Origin of the sequence: Scandinavium sp. M-37 (assembly GCF_043558715.1) — a bacterium.
Taxonomy (GTDB): Bacteria; Pseudomonadota; Gammaproteobacteria; order Enterobacterales; family Enterobacteriaceae; genus Scandinavium; species Scandinavium vulneris_A.
On sequence record NZ_JBIGIN010000013.1, the window covers coordinates 60,416 to 78,310 of the forward strand.

Genomic DNA, 17,895 nt, shown 5'->3' on the forward strand with positions numbered 1-17,895 from the left:
TCCTGGCCGAAGACACGCTCCATCCGGCTGGAGACAATGTTGAAGGAAACTTGATTATGAGTGAGTAAGCACTCATTATAGAAAGAGAGCGAAAGTCGTCAAGGCGATTTTCAATTTTTGACATTCAACGTTGAAGTGCGGCTATCGGCGTGATTCAATCGCTGTCTTTTACAGCCCGAGAGGTAAAGTGTAGTGGCTCGTCCGAAGAGTGAAGACAAGAAGCAGGCATTACTGGAGGCCGCAACGGCTGCCATTGCTCAGCAAGGCATCGCGGCGTCTACGGCGCTGATCGCCCGTAATGCAGGCGTCGCAGAAGGCACGCTGTTTCGCTATTTCGCCACCAAGGATGACCTGCTTAATGCGCTTTACCTGCATCTGAAAAGCTCGCTGTGTGAGACCATGCTGGCGGGCATTAACGATGCCGTGACGCCGAAAGACTTTACGCGCTGCATCTGGAACAGCTATATCTCCTGGGGAGTGCGCAATCCCGTCGGTCATAAAGCCATTCGTCGCATGACGGTCAGCGAAAAAATCACCGCAGAAACCAAACAGCAGGTGAACGATATGTTCCCGGAACTGCACAAACTGTGTCAGCGTTCGGTGCGCCAGATTTTCCTCTCCAGCGCCTTTCAGGCCTTTGGCGACGCCCTGTTTTTATCACTGGCCGAAACCACTATCGAGTTCGCCAGCCATGAGCCCGCGCGAGCCCAAGAGCTGACCGCGCTTGGCTTTGAAGCCATGTGGCTGGCGCTGGCAGAAGAGAGTGCGGCATGAACGGCGAGGCGTTAGTCAAACACGCGCACCAGTTTGCCCTGGAGCTGCCGTTCACCGAACAGACCTGGCCCTTTGGCCCGGAATACGACGTTTATCGGGTGGGCGGCAAGATCTTTATGATAGCCACCACTCTGCGCGGCAAACCGCTTATCAATCTCAAAGCCGACCCGCAAAAAGCCCTGCTGCACCGGGAAATCTATAAAAGCATCGAGCCGGGTTATCACATGAACAAAAAGCACTGGATAACGGTCTACGGCGGGGATGACATCAGCCCGGACCTGGTTGAAGATTTAATTACCGACTCCTGGCACAAGGTGGTCGATAATCTGCCCAAACGCGACCAAAAGCGCTTACGCCCGGGGTGATTTTCTGGCGAAAACGACAAGTGTTATCGCATTTACCCCCTTATCAATTGTCTCCTCTCCCTGTACTCTGCTCCCATCGAACCGGCCCTAAGGGGCTGTAATCCTTAAAGGGGAGTTACCATGGACATCATTTCTGTTGCTTTAAAACGTCATTCAACCAAAGCTTTTGATGCCAGCGCGAAGCTGAGCGCTGAGCAGGCTGAAAACCTGAAAACCCTGCTGCAGTTCAGCCCTTCCAGCACCAACTCCCAGCCGTGGCACTTCATCGTAGCCAGCACCGAAGAAGGCAAAGCGCGGGTCGCGAAATCGGCTGCCGGTGGCTTCGTGTTCAACGAACGCAAAATGCTCGATGCGTCCCACGTGGTGGTGTTCTGCGCTAAAACGGCGATGGACGATGCCTGGCTGGAAAAAGTGGTCGTTCAGGAAGACGCCGATGGCCGTTTTGCCACGCCTGAAGCGAAAGCGGGCAACCACAAGGGCCGAACCTTCTTTGCCGATCTGCACCGTAAAGAGCTGAAAGATGACGCCCACTGGATGCAGAAACAGGTGTACCTGAACGTGGGTAACTTCCTGCTCGGCGTCGCCGCTATGGGCCTCGATGCCGTGCCTATCGAAGGATTTGACGCAGGGGTGATGGACCAGGAGTTCGGTCTCACCGAGAAAGGGTTCACCAGCGTGGTGGTGGTGGCTGTCGGTCGTCACAGCGTGGAAGATTTCAACGCAGCGTTGCCGAAATCGCGTCTGCCACAAAGCACCACCATGACCGAGATTTAGATTTAAGGGATTTACCCGGTGATCGGACGATGACCGGGTAACATTCATCTCTTTGCTTGATAGCCGGACGGGTTAGCGCTGCTTATCGAGCCATTCCAGCGCGTGTTCCCCGGCCTCATCGACGGGTAAATACACCAGCAGGCGCGAGCCGTTGCGCGGTGCGGAATACCAGTACATCTGCTGGAGACTGAACGCCCCAAGCACAGGATGGTTAAACATCTTGATCTGATTCTCGACCCCGCGTACATCGTAGCGCTGATGCCACAGGGCTTCGAACTCCGCCGAGGCGGCAAAGAAACGCGCCAGCTTATTTTCCCACTCGGCTTCCCCGCGATGATCGGCCATCGCCGCACGGAAATAGGCCACGAACGTTGGCAGCACGTCCGGATTCGCCAGGCGGCTGCGCCAGTTTTCATTGGTCAGATAGAGATAAATGCAGTTCCGGTCTTCTTCGGCCATCGCCGCGAAATCGACGTCCATCAGGCGGCAAAAGCTGTCATTCCACGCCACGATATCAAAACTGGGTTTCTGGATGCTGGCGGGCTGCGGCATCAGGCTGTCGAGCAACCGACGGGTGCCGGGGCTGATGCCCTCGCACTGCGGGACCTGCAACGACTCCAGCGGTGGCAGCCCGGCGAGCACAAACAGGTGCCGGGTTTCCAGCGGGCTGCACTGTAACGCCTGCGCCACCGCCTGCATCACCAGCGCCGAGGGATTGACCTCCCTGCCCTGCTCCAGCCACGTATACCAGGTCACCCCCACGTCGGCCAGCATCGCTACTTCTTCGCGCCTCAGGCCCGGCGTGCGCCGTCTGCCGCTGCGCGGGAGGCCCAGCCGCTGCGGATCAAGGCTTTCCCGACGCGCACGCAGGAAAGCGCCGAGCTGTTTGCGGTTATCATCATGGCGCGTCGGAACGGCCTCAAGCGGTGCGATGAGTGACATGTCACCTCCAGCAGGGTAGTGCCAGTACCAGTATAAGCAGGAACTGGTACCCGGTTATTCATTCAGCGATGCTACGTCCGATCCCTGAATGACGCAATGGAGAACCCCATGAATTCGTCTGCTGTTTCACCCGGTCGTGCCGGGCTGCTGCTGCTCCTAACCGGGCAGATGCTGCCGCTGATAGATACCTCCATTACTAACGTAGCGCTGGATTCCATCACCCGCTCGTTGCACACCAGCCCGACGCAGCTGGAACTGATTGTCGCCCTGTACGGTGTGGCCTTTGCCGTGTGTCTGGCGATGGGCAGTAAGCTTGGCGATAATCACGGTCGTCGGCGACTGTTTATGTATGGCGTGGCGCTGTTTGGCGTGGCGTCATTGCTGTGTGGCATGGCGAACTCGATTCACGCCCTGCTGGCCGCGCGAACCTTGCAGGGCGCAGGTGCGGCGCTGATCGTCCCGCAAATTCTCGCCACCCTGCATGTGACCCTCAAAGGCACCGCCCACGCCCGGGCAATCAGTTTGTACGGCGGGATCGGCGGGATTGCCTTTATCGTCGGGCAGATGGGCGGCGGCTGGCTGGTGTCGGCGGATTTCGCCGGACTCGGCTGGCGCAACGCTTTTTTCATCAACGTGCCTATCTGCCTGCTGGTACTGGCCTTTAGCCATCGCTACGTGCCAGAAACCCGGAGCGACACTCCGTCCGGCATTGACTGGCCGGGCACGTTTTATCTGGCGGCGATCCTCTGCTGCCTGCTGTTCCCGATGGCATTGGGTATGGAGCTGCACTGGCCGTGGGCGCTGAAACTGATGCTGCTGGCGATTATCCCGCTGGCATGGCTGATGCGGGCCAGCGCACGGGCGAAAGAGCGGCGCGGACAAACGCCGTTGCTGCCGCCGCGGCTGTTAAAGCTGCCGAGTATTCGCTTCGGTCTCCTGATAGCCCTGCTGTTCTTTAGCGCCTGGTCTGGCTTTATGTTCTGCATGGCGCTGACCATGCAGTCGGGGCTCGGCATGGCGCCCTGGCAGTCGGGTAACAGCTTTATCGCGCTCGGCATCGCCTATTTTGTCTCGGCGCTGTACGCCCCGAAACTGATCGCCCGCTACAGCATGGGCCGCATCCTGCTGATTGGCCTGACGGTGCAAATCAGCGGCCTGCTGTTGTTGATGCTGACCTTCTGGTACTTCGGGATGCACACTCATGCGCTAACCCTGGCCCCGGCCACCGCGCTGGTCGGCTACGGTCAGGCGCTGATCGTGAACAGCTTCTACCGGATTGGGATGCGCGATATTGACGCCCGGGATGCAGGAGCAGGCAGCGCCATTCTCAGCACCTTGCAACAATCAACGCTGGGGCTGGGGCCTGCGGTGTTGGGTAGCGTGTTTCTGGCTCTGGCCTCGCAGGGGGATTACACCGCAGCAATCGTCGGTTTTCTCGGGCTTGAGGTTATCCTGATGCTGATCCTCGCAGCGACGGTGCTGAGCTATCGGCGGCATTTAGGTCGCTGCCCAATGCCGTCGTAAAGATCCCTGCTAATTTGCATCTGAATCCATCAGCGGTCATCATGAGCGCTGATAAAGAGGAGATGTTATGCAGGAAATTATATTAGCCCTCAGACAGTGGGGCCTTGAAATCAATCACACCACAACGTTGATTATTATTTTCGCCATTATTTTTCTGAGCGCCATTATTCTGCACGTGATATTGCATCGGCTGGTGCTGCGCGCGTTTGAAAAGCGCGCCCAGGCCAGCCAGCATTTCTGGCTACAGGTGATCACCCAGAATAAATTATTTCATCGGGTGGCATTCACTATTCAGGGGATTGTGGTGCAGGTACAGGCCGCGCTGTGGCTGCAAAAAGGCAGCGACGCGTCCACCATACTGATTAACTGTGCCCAACTGTGGGTGATGCTCTATTCGCTGCTGGCGTTCTTCTCGCTGCTCGACGTGCTGCTGAACCTGTCGCAGAAATTCACCTTCTCCTCACAGCTGCCGCTGAAGGGCATCTTCCAGGGCGTGAAGCTGGTGAGCGCCATTCTGGTCGGTATTCTGATTATTTCGCTGTTGCTGGGACAGTCTCCGGCGATCCTCATCAGCGGTCTGGGCGCGATGGCGGCGGTCTTGATGCTGGTGTTTAAAGACCCGATTCTGGGGTTGGTCGCCGGGATCCAACTCTCTGCCAACGATATGCTGCGCCTCGGCGACTGGCTGGAAATGCCAAAATACGGCGCGGACGGCGCGGTGACCGATATCGGCCTGACCACCGTGAAGGTGCGTAACTGGGATAACACCATCACCACCATTCCGACCTGGTCGCTGGTGTCAGATTCGTTCAAAAACTGGAGCGGAATGTCGGCCTCCGGCGGGCGTCGTATCAAGCGCAGCATTAATATCGACACCACCAGCATCCATTTCCTTGATGAGCAGGAGCAGCAACGCCTGATTCAGGCCAAATTGCTAAAACCTTATATGGACAGCCGTCACGAAGAAATTAGCCAGTGGAATGCGCAGCAAGGCGGTGATGAGTCGATCCTCAACCGACGTAAAATGACCAACGTCGGCACCTTCCGCGTGTACCTGAATGAATATCTGCGAAATCATCCACAGATCCGTAACGATATGACCCTGATGGTGCGCCAATTAGCGCCCGACGCTAACGGTTTGCCGCTGGAAATATATGCCTTCACCAACACCGTGGTGTGGGCAGAATATGAAGGGATTCAGGCCGATATATTCGACCATATTTATGCAGTAGTGGATGAGTTTGGTTTACGCATTCATCAGGCGCCAACCGGGAACGATATTCGCACGCTTTCCGCGGCACGCGTCGCACAGTAAAAACCGCACCGTAGGCCCGGCAGGCGCAAGCGCCGCCGGGCCATCAATCAGGCTCGTTTTCTCAGCGTCTTAAACACGACAAACAAGAACACCACCCACACCGGCAACAGAATTGCCGACAGGCGCATGCCGTCCATGGTCAGCATCAGGCCGAGGATCATCAGCAGAAACGCGATACAAATATAGTTGCTGACCGGTGCCCACAGCGCGCGGAATTTCGGCTCCCGGCCAATACGCCGCTGCGCCGCCCGGAATTTCAGATGCGCGAGGCAAATCATCACCCAGTTCAGCAGCAGCGTCGCCACCACCAGCGCCATCAGCAGGCCGAAGGCTTCATGCGGCAGCAGGTAGTTCACCAGTACCACCAGTGAAGTGATGGCCCCGGAGAGGATCAGCGAATTGACCGGCACCCCGCGACGGTTGATGCGGGTGAGGAATTTCGGCGCGTTGCCCTGTACCGACAGACCAAACAGCATCCGGCTATTGGAATAGACGCCGCTGTTGTACACCGACAACGAGGCGACCAGGATGACGAAGTTCAGCGCCGACGCCACCAGGTTGCTGTCCAGGTTATGGAAAATCATCACGAACGGGCTGCTGTCCGATTTAACGTTAATCCACGGATACAGCGCCAGCAGTACGATCAGCGACCCGATATAGAACAGCAGAATACGATACACCACCTGATTTACCGCTTTCGGGATGCTGGTTTCCGGATCGCGCGCTTCTGCGGCAGTGATACCAATCAGCTCCAGACCGCCGAAGGAGAACATGATCACCGCCAGCGACAGCACCAGGCCATGCCAGCCGGTGGCAAAGAAGCCGCCGTGTTGCCACAGGTTCTCAAAGCCCGCATGCTCGCCGCCGTGACCGGTAAACAGCATCCACAGCCCAAAGCCAATCATGCCTAAAATCGCCAGCACTTTGATCAGCGCAAACCAGAACTCGGTTTCGCCATACAGGCGCACGTTAACCAGATTGACGGCGTTAATGATGACAAAGAAAGCGGCGGCCCAGACCCAGGTCGGCACGTCCGGCAGCCAGTACTGCATATAAATCCCGGCGGCGGTCAGCTCGGCCATCCCCACCAGCACGAACATCACCCAGTAGTTCCAGCCGGAAAGAAAGCCTGCGAACGGCCCCCAGTATTTATAGGCAAAGTGGGCAAAGGAACCGGAGACGGGTTCTTCGACGACCATTTCACCGAGCTGGCGCATGATCAGAAAGGCGATAATCCCGGCGATGGCATAGCCCAGCACCACCGCAGGTCCAGCCATTTGAATAGCGGGCCCAATGCCGAGAAACAGACCGGTGCCGATAGCACCGCCGAGAGCGATTAACTGGATATGGCGGTTTTGCAGGCCGCGGTGAAGGGTCGGTTGAGTCTCCGACGCCGCATCCGTTGGCAAATGATCGGATGCCGATGACGCGTTTTTCACGTCTTTCCCCTGTAGCGTTTAAAGAAGGGGCACCTTGTAACACTTCAACCGACGTGTCGCAAGTGTCGTCCCGGCGAGTGGCCCCGCCGGAACGTCAGTCACGCTTAGAAGTCGTAGCTCATCGACACCTTCACGGTGCGCGGTTCCCCCTGGAAGATGTAGGTCCCGTAGCTCTCCACCCCGGACCAGTATTTCTCGTTGGTCACGTTATCCACGCCGACGCGCCAGACCATGTCGTTCTGGTCAGCGTTGACGCGCATCCGGTAACGCACGCCGAGGTCGAGCGTGGTGTAGCTATCGAGTTTCTTGCTGTTGGCCGCGTCAGCGTACTGTGAACCGGTGTGATTCACTTTGGCGGTGGCGGTCAGGCCGTCAACCGGTTTGATGTCGTATTCACCGCCGAGCACCATATAGAAGCGAGAGACGCCAATCGCATCGTTACCGTCGTTGGCGCCGCCTGCGGTTTTGGTCATCTCCGGATCCAGCCAGGTGGTGCTACCGTTCAGGCGCAGGCCGAGCATCGGCTCCCCGAACACGTTCAGCTCGATGCCACGGTTCCGCTGTTCGCCGTCCAGCACATAGACGTTGCTGCTGTTCAGCAACGCGGAAGGCTTTTTGATTTCGAACAGCGCTAAGGAACCGCCCACCCGCTGGTAGTCCATCTTCACGCCCACTTCGTTCTGCTTCGAGTGCAGAATGCCCATGCTTTGGCCGTAGTTCACCGCACCGGTCGGGGCGTTATCGCCCGGCTGCAGCGCTTCGGTATGGTTGGCGTACAGCGAAATCTCTTTCCACGGCTTGTAGACGATGCCGTAGGTTGGCGTCCAGCGGCTTTCGGTATAGCGCGAAGAGGTGTCTTCATGCCCGGTGGCGTTGCTGTAGTTGCGCACCACCACTTTCTGATGACGCGCCGCGGCGGTGAGCAATACCTGGTCGTCGAAGAAGCCGAGGGTATCGCTCAACAGCCAGCCCTGCGTACGGCTGCGCGAGGTGGTCAGCGGGTCATGATAATCGCCGCCGAACCAGGCGTTATCCGGCTTCGCCACGCCGTTATTGTCATAGATGTTGGTGGTTGGATTGTTGGCCGACATCCGCCAGGCGGTGGCATCTGTACGTATCTGTGCCGCGTAGCCGACGTTCACCCGGTGGGAAATTGGCCCGGTGTTGAAGTTGCCGCGCAGGCCGCCCATCCCACTCCAGGCATCAATAATTCGGTTGGTATCCAGCCCTCCTACGGTGGCATCGCCCGCTTCATTAATCAGCTTCGGCGCGGTATAGGTGCCTATCTCATGCGAGTGCTGACCGCCAAACGCGGCGTAGGTTGTCCAGTTGCTGGTCAGGTCATACTCGGCTTTGGCCATCCCGAATTCGCTTTCGATATTGCTGTAGCCCCAGGTCTGACTGTAGTTTTCGCGGGTGTCCGGCACGTCAGGAATGAAATCCACGCCGCTGATGTTGACTCCCATCTCCCCGCCGTGGAAGGTTTTCTTCTGATAGCCCAAATCCAGCGAGGTGCGCAGACGATCCCCGCGATAATCGAGACCTAACGAGGCCATCGTGGTACGGCGTTTATCGCCATCAACCGCGGTTTCCCCTTCCCTGTCGACCAGGTTCACACGGGCACCAAACTGGTTGTTGTCCCCGAAGCGACGGCCTAAATCAAGGGTACCGCCGACCTGCGAATCCGAGGTGTAATCGACGCCAACGCTCGCGGTAGGTGTGTCTTCCGCCCGTTTCGGTTCGAGGTTAATCATCCCCCCCACGCCGCTACTGGCCGCGCCGTTCATCAGGCCATTCGCGCCTTTGAAGATTTCCACGCGCTCAAGCATCTGGGTATCCACCACCTGACGCGGCACCACGCCCGGCAGGCCGCCCATCGTCATGTCGTCGCCGTCGAGCTGGAAACCGCGGATTTTATAGGTTTCAGCAAAGTTACCGTAGCCCTGCACCGCCTGCACGCTGGCATCGTTCCTGACCACATCGGCGATGGTTTTGGCCTGCTGATCTTTCACCAGCTTCGAGGTATAGCCGATCACGTTGAACGGCACGTCCATGGCATTCTGTTCGCCGAGCATCCCCATTCGCCCGCCGTGGGCAATTTGTCCGTCGAGAAACGCGGGCACCAGTTGATCGCCGCCGGGCTTGAAATCGCTGCCTTCGGTGGCCTGCACCACCATGGTTTCTTCGGCTTTTGTTGACGGCTCAGCCGCTACCGCGGAGTGAGATACAGCGCCGATCGCTAATGCGACAAGCGTCTTACGAAACGCAATTGTGTTCGAGTTTTGCATGATGTGTTTTTTATTTAGTGATTCAATGCAATGCGCACGACGCTGTCGGGCCCAGTGGTGGAGTGGTCTTTATTGAACGGCTGCTTGACGGTGACAAACAGCGTCTGACCGTCGGCCGACAGCAGCAGGCTGTTCGGATTAGGCTTCACGCTCCAGCTCTTTTTCACCGCATAGGTGGTGGCATCAAGGCTCAGCACCTTGCCAGACTCACGCTGCGAGACGTAGATCTCATGGCGTTTGGCGTTGTACACCACGCCGAGGGAATCGCCGATATCAAGCTGCTTAATCACCTTGCCGCTGCGAATATCCAGCACCAGAGTGGTTTTGGCTTTTGAGTTATCGGTCACAAACAGACGGCCAGTGTCACGGTCTTCCGCGATATTCAGCAGCAGTGCAGGTTTGTCGCCAAGCGGTTTCCAGCGCTGTTCGATGCGATGAGTACGCGGGTTGATCACCAGGATCTCGCCGCCGCCGTTGGCAGCATATATGCGTCCGGTTTCGCTGGAATAGTGCAGGCCGGCCATCCATTTTCCGGTGTTTTTAATGCGCGTTTTCAGCTTCAGCGTGTTGGCATCGACCACCCAAATCACCGCCGGGTCAGCCACAGCGCCGACGTACAGGGTATCGTTGTGCAGCAGGATTTGGCGCGCCCCGAACGGCAGGCCTTTTTCATTGCGCTCCGGGAACAGCAGACGCGCTTTCACTTTACCGTCAGCGGTATTGAGCGCGCTGATGCCGCCGTCCAGCGAATGGGTGACATACACCGTCTGACCGTCGTCAGAGAGCGCCATGCCAAAGTTTTTCAAATCGGTATGGCTGAGGCCGATCGTTTTCAGCGTCTGCGGGTCGAGTTTGTACACCACCCCGCCCTGCACATCTTTAAACCCTTCGGCGCTGGCGACATACAGCGCATCGCCTTTCGGGCTTAACGCCATTTCGTACAGGCCATCGGCCAGGTCACGTTTTGTCAGAGTGTCTGCTGCCGTCGGGGCGGCAACTTGCGGTGGGGTCGGGGCAACGGGCGTGCTCTGCGAAGCACATCCCGCAAGCGCGAAAGCCAGCGCCATCGCGGTGAATTGCTGTTTCATGAAAAGTTCCCTGCAAATTTAAATAAAAACGAAAATGAGAACTATACGCATTATCTTTGTTAGTTCAACATTATTTATGCAGGTGAAGATGCAGGTGAAGAGGTGGCCCGGCAAGCGAAGCGCCGCCGGGCGGTGAACATCAGAACTGGTAGCTGTAGTTAACGCTCGCGAACCAGAAATACGGATTGTCGATATGACCGGAGAACACGTCCGGTGAGGCGACTTTACCCGACTGCATATGCAGATACTCCATCGCAAAACCAATATTGCTGGCTGGGGTAATCTGGTATTGCGCCCCGGTGCCAAAACGCCATTCATCACCGGTCGGCATACTGAGGGACATATCGCCCTGGCTGTGGTACGGCGTGCTGTCAAACGCCACGCCCGCGTTCAGACGCCATTCTTCCGTCGGACGATACTGCACGCCGAGCGCGGTGTGCCAGGTGTCTTTCAGGCGGCTATTTTTATTAACCTCGCGGCCTTCGACGGTAATCTGCGGCGCACCAAACTGGCTCCAGTCCTGCCAGCCAAGATCCCCCATCACCGACCACTGTTTATTAATGTCGTGTACCACGCTCAGCATGATTTGCTGCGGGGCGCGAACCTGTGCGGTCAGCGGCAGTTCAAAGTTACCCTGCGGCAGACGCGCTTTGCCGTCGACATCAAAATCGTAATCGGTTTTGCTGTTCCAGGTTATCCCGGCGCGGGTCTGGTCGGTAAGCTGCATCAACAGGCCCAGACGATAACTGGCTGCCCAGTCATGGTCCTTCTGCTTTTTATCGTCCCCGTTCACGTCGCGGGTCAGGCTAAGGAAACCGTAGTTGGCGTTAACCGATGCGCCAATCGACACCTTGTCGCTCAGCTTATAGGCAAGCGACGGGCTGATGGTCAGCGCCATCATTGAGCTCTTTTTGATCAGGCCATCACCCGCCCAATCGCCGTAATCAATCCCCAGACCAAAGTTGCCGTACATGCCGATCCCGGCATATAAATTATCGGTCAATTTCTGGCTGTAGAACGCATTGCCGTTGGGCATTACGTCGAGAATATTGCCCGGGCTTTGCCTGCCATTATCAAGCTGATAATCGATATTGCCACCCAGCGCCTGTAAGCCGCCGGTAAACATATGGTCCGGCAAACGGGTCATCCCCGCCGGGTTGGTTGCGATAGTCGACGCATCCTGCGCACGCGCGGCCTGCCCGGCCCCGGCCAGGGCGGTATCTTCGGTACCAATTTCATAGAAATAGAGCGCACTGGCGTGAGCCAGTGAGGTGCAAAGCAACCCAGAGCATAAGAGAGCGATTTTTTTCATTTGCCACCAGCCTTTTTTGAAGGGGCAAGAGGATAGCAAGTGGTACTTACCTCTTCAGCACCCAATCGGTTTATTAATAAATACCAAGCTTACTTCTGCATCCGATCCAGTTGAGTCCTGTCGGCTTCCTGGGCCTTGTTCGCCAGATGCTGGAACTGTATCGGCGCATAGTGCCCGTCTGGCGACGGCAGGCGCTCCATATCGTGGCCTTTGTAGATTTTCAATTCTCCGAGCGTTGAGAGGGTAAAACCGGCCATCATCGCAGGCATGTGCAATTCAAACGGGGGTACTTTCTCGAAGGGAACTGCCGTCGGCAGGCGGTTATCGCTGAGATTATAGTTGCGTTTCAGGACCAGGAATTTGTCCGGCACCCGGCGTTTGCTGTTCCACCAGTCGCCGTCCACTTCGCGGAATTTCTGCTCAGTTTCCTCACGCGTCACCACGCCTAAACCGACCAGCGCCTGATGGATTTGGCTGTCCATCGCCTTGTTATAAGCATCCACCGAGCCGGCATCGCCTTGCAGGATGACGTTAATGGCAAGCCGGGCACCCAGCAGATTGGAGTAGAGATCTTCCGGGGAAAACGCGGAGATCTCCTCGGAGAAGCCAGGCACCGACTGGAAGCCGTACCACTGGGCAATCTCGTGCCATTGCGCCAGCTCAAAGGCGATTTTCCCCGCCAGCCACGCCGCCAGCGTATAGCGCTGCGGCATCGAGGCCGGAGGCGTAAAGGCGTTGAGCTGAATGCGGCGAACACCCAGTTCCTCACTGTAGAAAAAACGCCACCGCTGGCCGAGCTTCGGATAAATTTTCGAGAACAAATAGAAAGTGTTATCGGCAGTATCGCGCACGTGAGCAATATCGATAAAACCGCCGCGATGGGTGTAAATCAGCCCGCTTTTCTCATCGCTCAAGCCCACTAAATCTTTGACCGCCGCCAGCGCACTGTCGTTGTAATGATGATGCCCGAGGGTATCGAGCGTCAGCACGTTGCCAATCTGATACACCGGGATCGGCACGCCAATCGCGCGCACGTTCAGGTCATAGCCAAAGGCGCAGCAGGGGCGCAGAGATTCTGGTGCCACCAGGTGCCCGACCACTGGCGACACGCGTCGGGCCTGCTCCACCGGCAGCAGCGAATCGCTCGCCCCTACCACGCTGGTCACCAGTAACAGACTTAACAGCCAACCCCGCATCAATACGCCTCCGCAACCTGAAAATAGAAACCGGCACTGTCCCGGCCAAAGCCCAAATCCAGCCGGATGTTCATATCCGGCTTCACTTCAAAACGGTAGCCCACGCCTACCGTCGGCAGCAGCGGGTTATCGCCCAAATTTGACGGCGAACTGCCGAGCGCGCCCACGCCCGCCCACAGCACGTAGCCGTGTCGCCAGTTCAGCTTTTCGCGATACTCCACCTGGCCGCTGACCACGTCGTTATCGCGATAGCGCCCTTGATAATAGCCGCGCAGACGGTTGTCATCCCCGGCTTCTGACAGCCGGTCCCACGGCACGTCCCCGTGGGTAAAGCGCCCCCACAGGTCAAACGCCACCACGCGTTTGTCATCCAGCGGGAGATAATAGTTGTATTGCATCTTTGTGGCGGTGAAATGGGTATCCGAGCCCAGGGACGGGTCGAAATAGCTGTATTCCACACTAATAAATTGCCCGTGATGCGGCTGGGTGATGACGTCGCGCGAATCGTAGCTCAGGCTAACGGTGGCCCCGGAACTGAGCGGATTGGTGCTGTCCGTATACCGCGAGAACTTATCGCCCGGCTTGCTGTTTTTGACGTTGGCATTCATCGCCGAGAAATCCCAGCCGACGCCGAGGTACAAATTGTTGACGATTTGGCGCATCAACTGCGGATGCAACTGCACCGAGTTATCGTTGTATTTTTGCGAGTCGCCCTGGGCGGCATCGTATCCCACGCCCCAGAATTCGGTCGGCACTTTGGCGACCGCGCCATCGACAAACAGACGCCAGCGATCGTCGGTAAAGAAGGTGTAATTATGTAGCCCAACGCCGAGCGCGCCGCTAGTACTGACAAACCCGGTAAAGGAAATGGATGAGTTCTGGGTCGTTTTATCGTTAGGATCGACGCGATAAATACCCGCCACCGCCGTGCCGAGCCCGAGCTTAAGCTCCGGCGTATAAAACGGCCCCGGCAGCACGCTCCAGTCGATACCTTTGCTGGGATCGTACTGGTTATCGGCCCCGAGCTTTCCCAGAAAATCGTCGATCGATTGCTGACTGATTTCTGCCACGGCGGGTGTCGCAATCCCTGCGCTCACCAGCCCTGCCAGCACTGCACCCCATTTGTTCATCAGAATCGGTATTCACCCGCGATAAAGAAACTGTTGCGCTCGTTAAAACCGATTTCTGTCAGCACGTTGAAGTTCTGCGTGATTTCGTACTGCGCGCCCACCAGCATGTTCCACGGCGAAGTCAGGTGCTGTTTCACGTCAAAGCGCCCGTCCTCCACTACGCTGTCCAGCGCCGACGGTAGGTTCAAATCAGAGAGATTGCCCTTAAATTCCTGCTGCACGTCCTGATACATGGTGCCCACCCACAGGCTGAGGTGCGACGGCCCGGCAATGCCTGGCATTTCAAAGCGGTAACCGACGCGCGGTGACACCACCAGGGCCGAGATTTTACCGTCAAGAATATCAAAACTGGTCTGGGTGTAGTTGGTGTCGAGAATGGTAAACCAGTTCCCGTATCCACCCGCCAGCGTGACCCCGGCCCCGTAGGTGGTGCCTTCAAAATTCAGCTTAAAGTCGAGGTCTTGCAGCGCCCCGCTTTCATAGCCCGCGTGTACCGCCTGGGCGATAATATGGTCAGGGTTAGGGTGGAAAATCGTCCCGGCATCGTATTTTGACGGGTCGGCATCCACCGAAATATTCGACACCGACGAGCCTTTGGTGTGGCCGAGAATGCCGTAGACGTTGAGGAATGGAAATACCCACATATCGAGGCGCAGGTTTTCGGTTTTGCTGCGCTGGCGGGTATCGCCCACGCCGATGTTGAACATGTCATCCGGGATTGGCATACCGCCAACCTGTAGCCCGGTCAGGGAGATGCTTTCGACGTTAATGTTTTGACGCATGTTCATGTAGCTGACGTTCACCCCAAACGGCAGCGGAATAGAATAACCACGCGCCCGGGCTTCATCGCCCCAGATCGGGAACATACTGTCGCTGGAGGACGTGTCCTCCGGGTTAAGGGTGCTTGTCGTCCCCGCCGCTGTAGTCCCCGCCCCGCAGGCTGCCCCAGAAATTAGCAGCAGCGGGACCAGAGTTTGACTCCATCTCATCATCGTATTCTCATTTGCGCATTGCCCCAATTAAAGCCCGGAGCCGACATTAAAATAGACCGCCTGTTCACCTTCGCTAAAGGCCACATCGACGCCGGTATACAGCCCGTATTGTCGGGCTATCAGATAGCGAAATCCGGAACCCCAGGCGACTTCACTGGAGCGGAATAACTCATCATTTTCATTGGCAGCGCTTCCCGCGCCGACAAAACCTTGCAGGATCCAGCGCGGCGTCACCTGCCACGCCAACTGCGTTTGTACCGTGCCGACGTAATCACCCTGATAGCGATAACGCGAAATGCCGCGCAGATTGATATCCGGGCGCGTCATCGGTGGCAAATGGCTGTCGCTATTGGTCAGCGCCTGATAGTTGCCCGCCAGCCCTAGCGTCAGGGTGCGGGTCAGCGGCAAGTAATATTTTCCGTCGACCGTGAGTTGGTTATAGCGGTAATCGCCGCCCAAAAACGAACTGTAAAACCGGTATTCAGCGCTTAATGACAACCCTTTGCGAGGATAGAAAAAATTATCCGTGGTGTCATATTCCGCCAGCAGCCCGACCGCTGACGAGGTGCTCTCGCTGCCAAAAATACGCTGCCAGGCAGCGTTAATCAGCTTATTGTCAGCCGAAATTTCCGTGCGGGCATAGAACTGCGATACACCCAGAAAGACCGGGGAATCGCCGACGCGGAACTGCAGTTTTTGCAGGCCGCCGTAGCCTTTGGTATGGGTGTTAATTGCCTTATTCTTACCAAACCCCAGCACATCCCCGCTGTAAATATCGAGGTTGACGTCGGCATAGCCGACGCCGACCAGGTAGCGAATGTGATCGTTATTCCAGGTATGTCGATGCCCGCCTCCGGCAAACCAGCTGCCGTTTTCGGTGGCTCCCCCGCCGAAGGCCGACAGATTGGGCGGAATAAAACGGTCCCCGTCCATCGTTCCTTTGCCGTGCAAGAACAGGCCAAACAGCCCGCCGCCATACCCTATCGCCGGTTCGGTAATCACCACCGGAATCGGTAGAAATCCGTAGCGGTTATCGCGCAGATACTCGCTCATATCGAACATGTCGTCCTGGGCGTCGAACAGGCTGGCGGCCATGCTCTGCCCGCTGCATAACAGCAGCACGCCCGCAATGTCTCTCAACCTCATGTCTGCGATCCGCCGGGCGGCGTGGCAGGTGCGGCGTACCAGTTTTCTTTCGCCACGCCCACCGCCGTATCCGGTTGCAGGACAAAGTTTGGCGACATTATCTGCACGCCAAATTCGTTGAACACGTCCTGAATGTTACTGTGCAGCGCATTACGCGCCACCGCCAGCGAGGTGCCCGGCAGCAGTCTGACCTGCAATTCGTAGGAGATATACCAGTCCATCAGGCTCAGTTGACGCACCAGCGGCGCATGGGCGTGATCGATGCCCTCGGCGCGACGGGCCGCCAGCTCCAGCATCGCGTGGACCTGCCGCCACGGCGTGTCATAGCCGATGGTCACGCCGGTGGTGAGGTTCACCCCGCCGTCAGGATTTTGCGCACTGAGGTTGGTAATTTTGCCGCTGACCACCACCGCATTGGGCACCGTCACGACATAGTTTTCACGGGTAATGATTTTGGTGGCCAGCATCCCAATCTCACTGACCTGGCCTTCGTTGTCTGCAATACGGATAACGTCACCTTTGCGTAATGCGCGGGAGTAGATAAGCACCAGCCCGCTCATGGCATGGTTCATTAAGCCCGCCGAGCCGAGCGTCAGCATCAGACCGAAGAAAACGCTAATGCCCTTGAACGCCAGCGAGTTTGCGCCAGGCAGGAAGGGATAGGCAGCAGAGAGGGCAAACAACCAGACCATGACCGAAATCAGCTTGCGCGTTGCGCCAACCGTTTCCGGATGTAAACCAGGGAGTTGCACTTTACCCGCCGCTACCTGGTTAAGTAAAACCTTCAATAATTTAATAATAAACGAAGTAATCAGGAAGATTATCAAAACGATAAGCAAACCGGGCATCGCCGAGGCTATCGACAGCGCGATTTTTTGCAGCACCCGCCAGGTCCAGTTCCCGAGCGATTCGCCCCACACCCGGGTCCACGGAAACAGGCTAAATATCCAGCCCAGCCACAGGTACACCGCCATCAGCGACAGCAGGATCATCAGCAGCCCGTACAGTTTTGATTCGATGGCGCCTAAAAATCGCCGCCAGCTGTAGGGAATAATGCCACGCTTTTCCAGCAGCATCAGGCGGTTATAGCGTCGCACCCACAGCCAGGTGCGGTACGCGCCATAGCAAAACAGCATCAGTACCGCGAGGCCCAGCGCCGATTTCAACGCCGCCAGCGCCAGATAGCGGGAGTTGTACTGATCCTTTAAGGCGGTGCGCTGCACTTCCATGCGCGCCAACACCCGCTGAGCGGCCTGATCGAGGGTTAAATCATCGCCTTCATCAAGATCCGCCTGGCTCAGCAGCATAATCGGTTTGCCGTTCATCAGGAACAGACGCGCGGGCTGGTTATAGCGGGTAATCGGTTCGACGGTCAGCGGTTGGCTGACGTCATCGTGAGTGAACGCCCGCAGGGTATTGCGGATGCGCAGGACGCGCTCTTCCGGGGTGCTCAGGCCAAACGTGGCCTGCAACATGACAATAGGTTTATGAAATATATAGACCGTTCGGGCCCGTTCCTGATCGGTAGGCTGCTGCCGGGGTTCGGCAGCAAATAAGGGAAACGCCAGCAACAGCGAAAGCCACGCCAATAAAACATGCCGCATCCTGTT

The 17,895-nt window shown here is 57.1% G+C and carries 15 protein-coding genes; 5 read left to right on the forward strand and 10 right to left on the reverse strand.

The genetic code is table 11. The annotated features are described in order from the left end of the window. Nucleotides 1-192: 192 nt before the first annotated feature. The 3 genes from ACG0Z5_RS11520 to nfsB all read left to right on the forward strand — a co-directional run bounded on the left by ACG0Z5_RS11520 (nt 193) and on the right by nfsB (nt 1,913). A complete protein-coding gene (locus ACG0Z5_RS11520) occupies nt 193-774 on the forward strand; it encodes a TetR/AcrR family transcriptional regulator (protein ID WP_394447458.1) in 582 nt (193 codons plus the stop codon). Continuing rightward, on the forward strand, nt 771-1,139 hold the full coding sequence (locus ACG0Z5_RS11525) for an MmcQ/YjbR family DNA-binding protein (RefSeq protein WP_394447460.1): 369 nt from the start codon (nt 771-773) through the stop codon (nt 1,137-1,139). The genes ACG0Z5_RS11520 and ACG0Z5_RS11525 overlap by 4 nt, the downstream gene beginning before the upstream one ends. Before the next feature lie 120 nt (nt 1,140-1,259). Then, on the forward strand, nt 1,260-1,913 hold the full coding sequence (nfsB, locus tag ACG0Z5_RS11530; RefSeq protein WP_394447462.1) for an oxygen-insensitive NAD(P)H nitroreductase: 654 nt from the start codon (nt 1,260-1,262) through the stop codon (nt 1,911-1,913). Nucleotides 1,914-1,985: 72 nt separating this feature from the next. Here the strand turns inward: nfsB and ACG0Z5_RS11535 are convergent, their stop codons facing one another. Then, on the reverse strand, nt 1,986-2,855 hold the full coding sequence (locus ACG0Z5_RS11535) for a helix-turn-helix transcriptional regulator (RefSeq protein ID WP_394447464.1): 870 nt from the start codon (nt 2,853-2,855) through the stop codon (nt 1,986-1,988). Nucleotides 2,856-2,963: 108 nt separating this feature from the next. Between ACG0Z5_RS11535 and ACG0Z5_RS11540 the strand changes: the two genes are divergently transcribed. Next, entirely contained in the window at nt 2,964-4,379 is a 1,416-nt protein-coding gene (locus tag ACG0Z5_RS11540; protein ID WP_394447466.1) for an MFS transporter, read from the forward strand. A 67-nt stretch (nt 4,380-4,446) separates the two neighbouring features. Next, nucleotides 4,447-5,694: a mechanosensitive ion channel family protein gene (locus tag ACG0Z5_RS11545; RefSeq protein ID WP_394447468.1), complete on the forward strand. Its 1,248-nt coding sequence runs from the start codon at nt 4,447-4,449 to the stop codon at nt 5,692-5,694. Nucleotides 5,695-5,741: 47 nt separating this feature from the next. Here the strand turns inward: ACG0Z5_RS11545 and pheP are convergent, their stop codons facing one another. The 9 genes from pheP to ACG0Z5_RS11590 all read right to left on the reverse strand — a co-directional run bounded on the left by pheP (nt 5,742) and on the right by ACG0Z5_RS11590 (nt 17,889). Further along, a complete protein-coding gene (gene pheP, locus ACG0Z5_RS11550) occupies nt 5,742-7,133 on the reverse strand; it encodes a phenylalanine transporter (RefSeq protein ID WP_394447470.1) in 1,392 nt (463 codons plus the stop codon). A 104-nt stretch (nt 7,134-7,237) separates the two neighbouring features. Then, nucleotides 7,238-9,421, reverse strand: a complete 2,184-nt coding sequence (locus tag ACG0Z5_RS11555; protein WP_394447472.1) for a TonB-dependent receptor — start codon at nt 9,419-9,421, stop codon at nt 7,238-7,240. 14 nt (nt 9,422-9,435) lie between these two features. After that, nucleotides 9,436-10,509 carry a hypothetical protein gene (locus ACG0Z5_RS11560; RefSeq protein ID WP_394447474.1) on the reverse strand — a complete coding sequence of 358 codons (1,074 nt, stop codon included), beginning with the start codon at nt 10,507-10,509 and terminating at the stop codon, nt 9,436-9,438. A 139-nt stretch (nt 10,510-10,648) separates the two neighbouring features. Then, nucleotides 10,649-11,821 (reverse strand): OmpP1/FadL family transporter, encoded by a 1,173-nt coding sequence (locus ACG0Z5_RS11565; protein WP_394447476.1) that lies wholly within the window; start codon nt 11,819-11,821, stop codon nt 10,649-10,651. 89 nt (nt 11,822-11,910) lie between these two features. Further along, complete coding sequence (locus ACG0Z5_RS11570; protein ID WP_394447478.1) at nt 11,911-13,017, reverse strand: DUF4056 domain-containing protein; 1,107 nt, start codon at nt 13,015-13,017, stop codon at nt 11,911-11,913. Then, nucleotides 13,017-14,147 carry a BamA/TamA family outer membrane protein gene (locus tag ACG0Z5_RS11575; protein WP_394447480.1) on the reverse strand — a complete coding sequence of 377 codons (1,131 nt, stop codon included), beginning with the start codon at nt 14,145-14,147 and terminating at the stop codon, nt 13,017-13,019. The genes ACG0Z5_RS11570 and ACG0Z5_RS11575 overlap by 1 nt, the downstream gene beginning before the upstream one ends. After that, entirely contained in the window at nt 14,147-15,136 is a 990-nt protein-coding gene (locus ACG0Z5_RS11580) for a hypothetical protein (protein ID WP_394447546.1), read from the reverse strand. The genes ACG0Z5_RS11575 and ACG0Z5_RS11580 overlap by 1 nt, the downstream gene beginning before the upstream one ends. A gap of 30 nt (nt 15,137-15,166) precedes the next feature. Beyond that, entirely contained in the window at nt 15,167-16,285 is a 1,119-nt protein-coding gene (locus ACG0Z5_RS11585) for a BamA/TamA family outer membrane protein (RefSeq protein WP_394447482.1), read from the reverse strand. After that, nucleotides 16,282-17,889, reverse strand: coding sequence for a mechanosensitive ion channel family protein (locus ACG0Z5_RS11590; RefSeq protein ID WP_394447548.1), 1,608 nt, complete (start codon nt 17,887-17,889; stop codon nt 16,282-16,284). Before ACG0Z5_RS11590 ends, ACG0Z5_RS11585 begins: the two co-directional genes overlap by 4 nt. Nucleotides 17,890-17,895 lie beyond the last annotated feature (6 nt).

Bases quoted from the DNA above. Each gene is read 5' to 3' on its own strand.
- ACG0Z5_RS11525 (WP_394447460.1), top strand. From the start codon at position 771: ATGAACGGCGAGGCGTTAGTCAAACACGCGCACCAGTTTGCCCTGGAG.
- nfsB (WP_394447462.1), top strand. From the start codon at position 1,260: ATGGACATCATTTCTGTTGCTTTAAAACGTCATTCAACCAAAGCTTTT.
- ACG0Z5_RS11535 (WP_394447464.1), bottom strand. From the start codon at position 2,855: ATGTCACTCATCGCACCGCTTGAGGCCGTTCCGACGCGCCATGATGAT.
- ACG0Z5_RS11540 (WP_394447466.1), top strand. From the start codon at position 2,964: ATGAATTCGTCTGCTGTTTCACCCGGTCGTGCCGGGCTGCTGCTGCTC.
- ACG0Z5_RS11545 (WP_394447468.1), top strand. From the start codon at position 4,447: ATGCAGGAAATTATATTAGCCCTCAGACAGTGGGGCCTTGAAATCAAT.
- ACG0Z5_RS11555 (WP_394447472.1), bottom strand. From the start codon at position 9,421: ATGCAAAACTCGAACACAATTGCGTTTCGTAAGACGCTTGTCGCATTA.
- ACG0Z5_RS11560 (WP_394447474.1), bottom strand. From the start codon at position 10,509: ATGAAACAGCAATTCACCGCGATGGCGCTGGCTTTCGCGCTTGCGGGA.
- ACG0Z5_RS11565 (WP_394447476.1), bottom strand. From the start codon at position 11,821: ATGAAAAAAATCGCTCTCTTATGCTCTGGGTTGCTTTGCACCTCACTG.
- ACG0Z5_RS11570 (WP_394447478.1), bottom strand. From the start codon at position 13,017: ATGCGGGGTTGGCTGTTAAGTCTGTTACTGGTGACCAGCGTGGTAGGG.
- ACG0Z5_RS11575 (WP_394447480.1), bottom strand. From the start codon at position 14,147: ATGAACAAATGGGGTGCAGTGCTGGCAGGGCTGGTGAGCGCAGGGATT.
- ACG0Z5_RS11580 (WP_394447546.1), bottom strand. From the start codon at position 15,136: ATGAGATGGAGTCAAACTCTGGTCCCGCTGCTGCTAATTTCTGGGGCA.
- ACG0Z5_RS11585 (WP_394447482.1), bottom strand. From the start codon at position 16,285: ATGAGGTTGAGAGACATTGCGGGCGTGCTGCTGTTATGCAGCGGGCAG.
- ACG0Z5_RS11590 (WP_394447548.1), bottom strand. From the start codon at position 17,889: ATGCGGCATGTTTTATTGGCGTGGCTTTCGCTGTTGCTGGCGTTTCCC.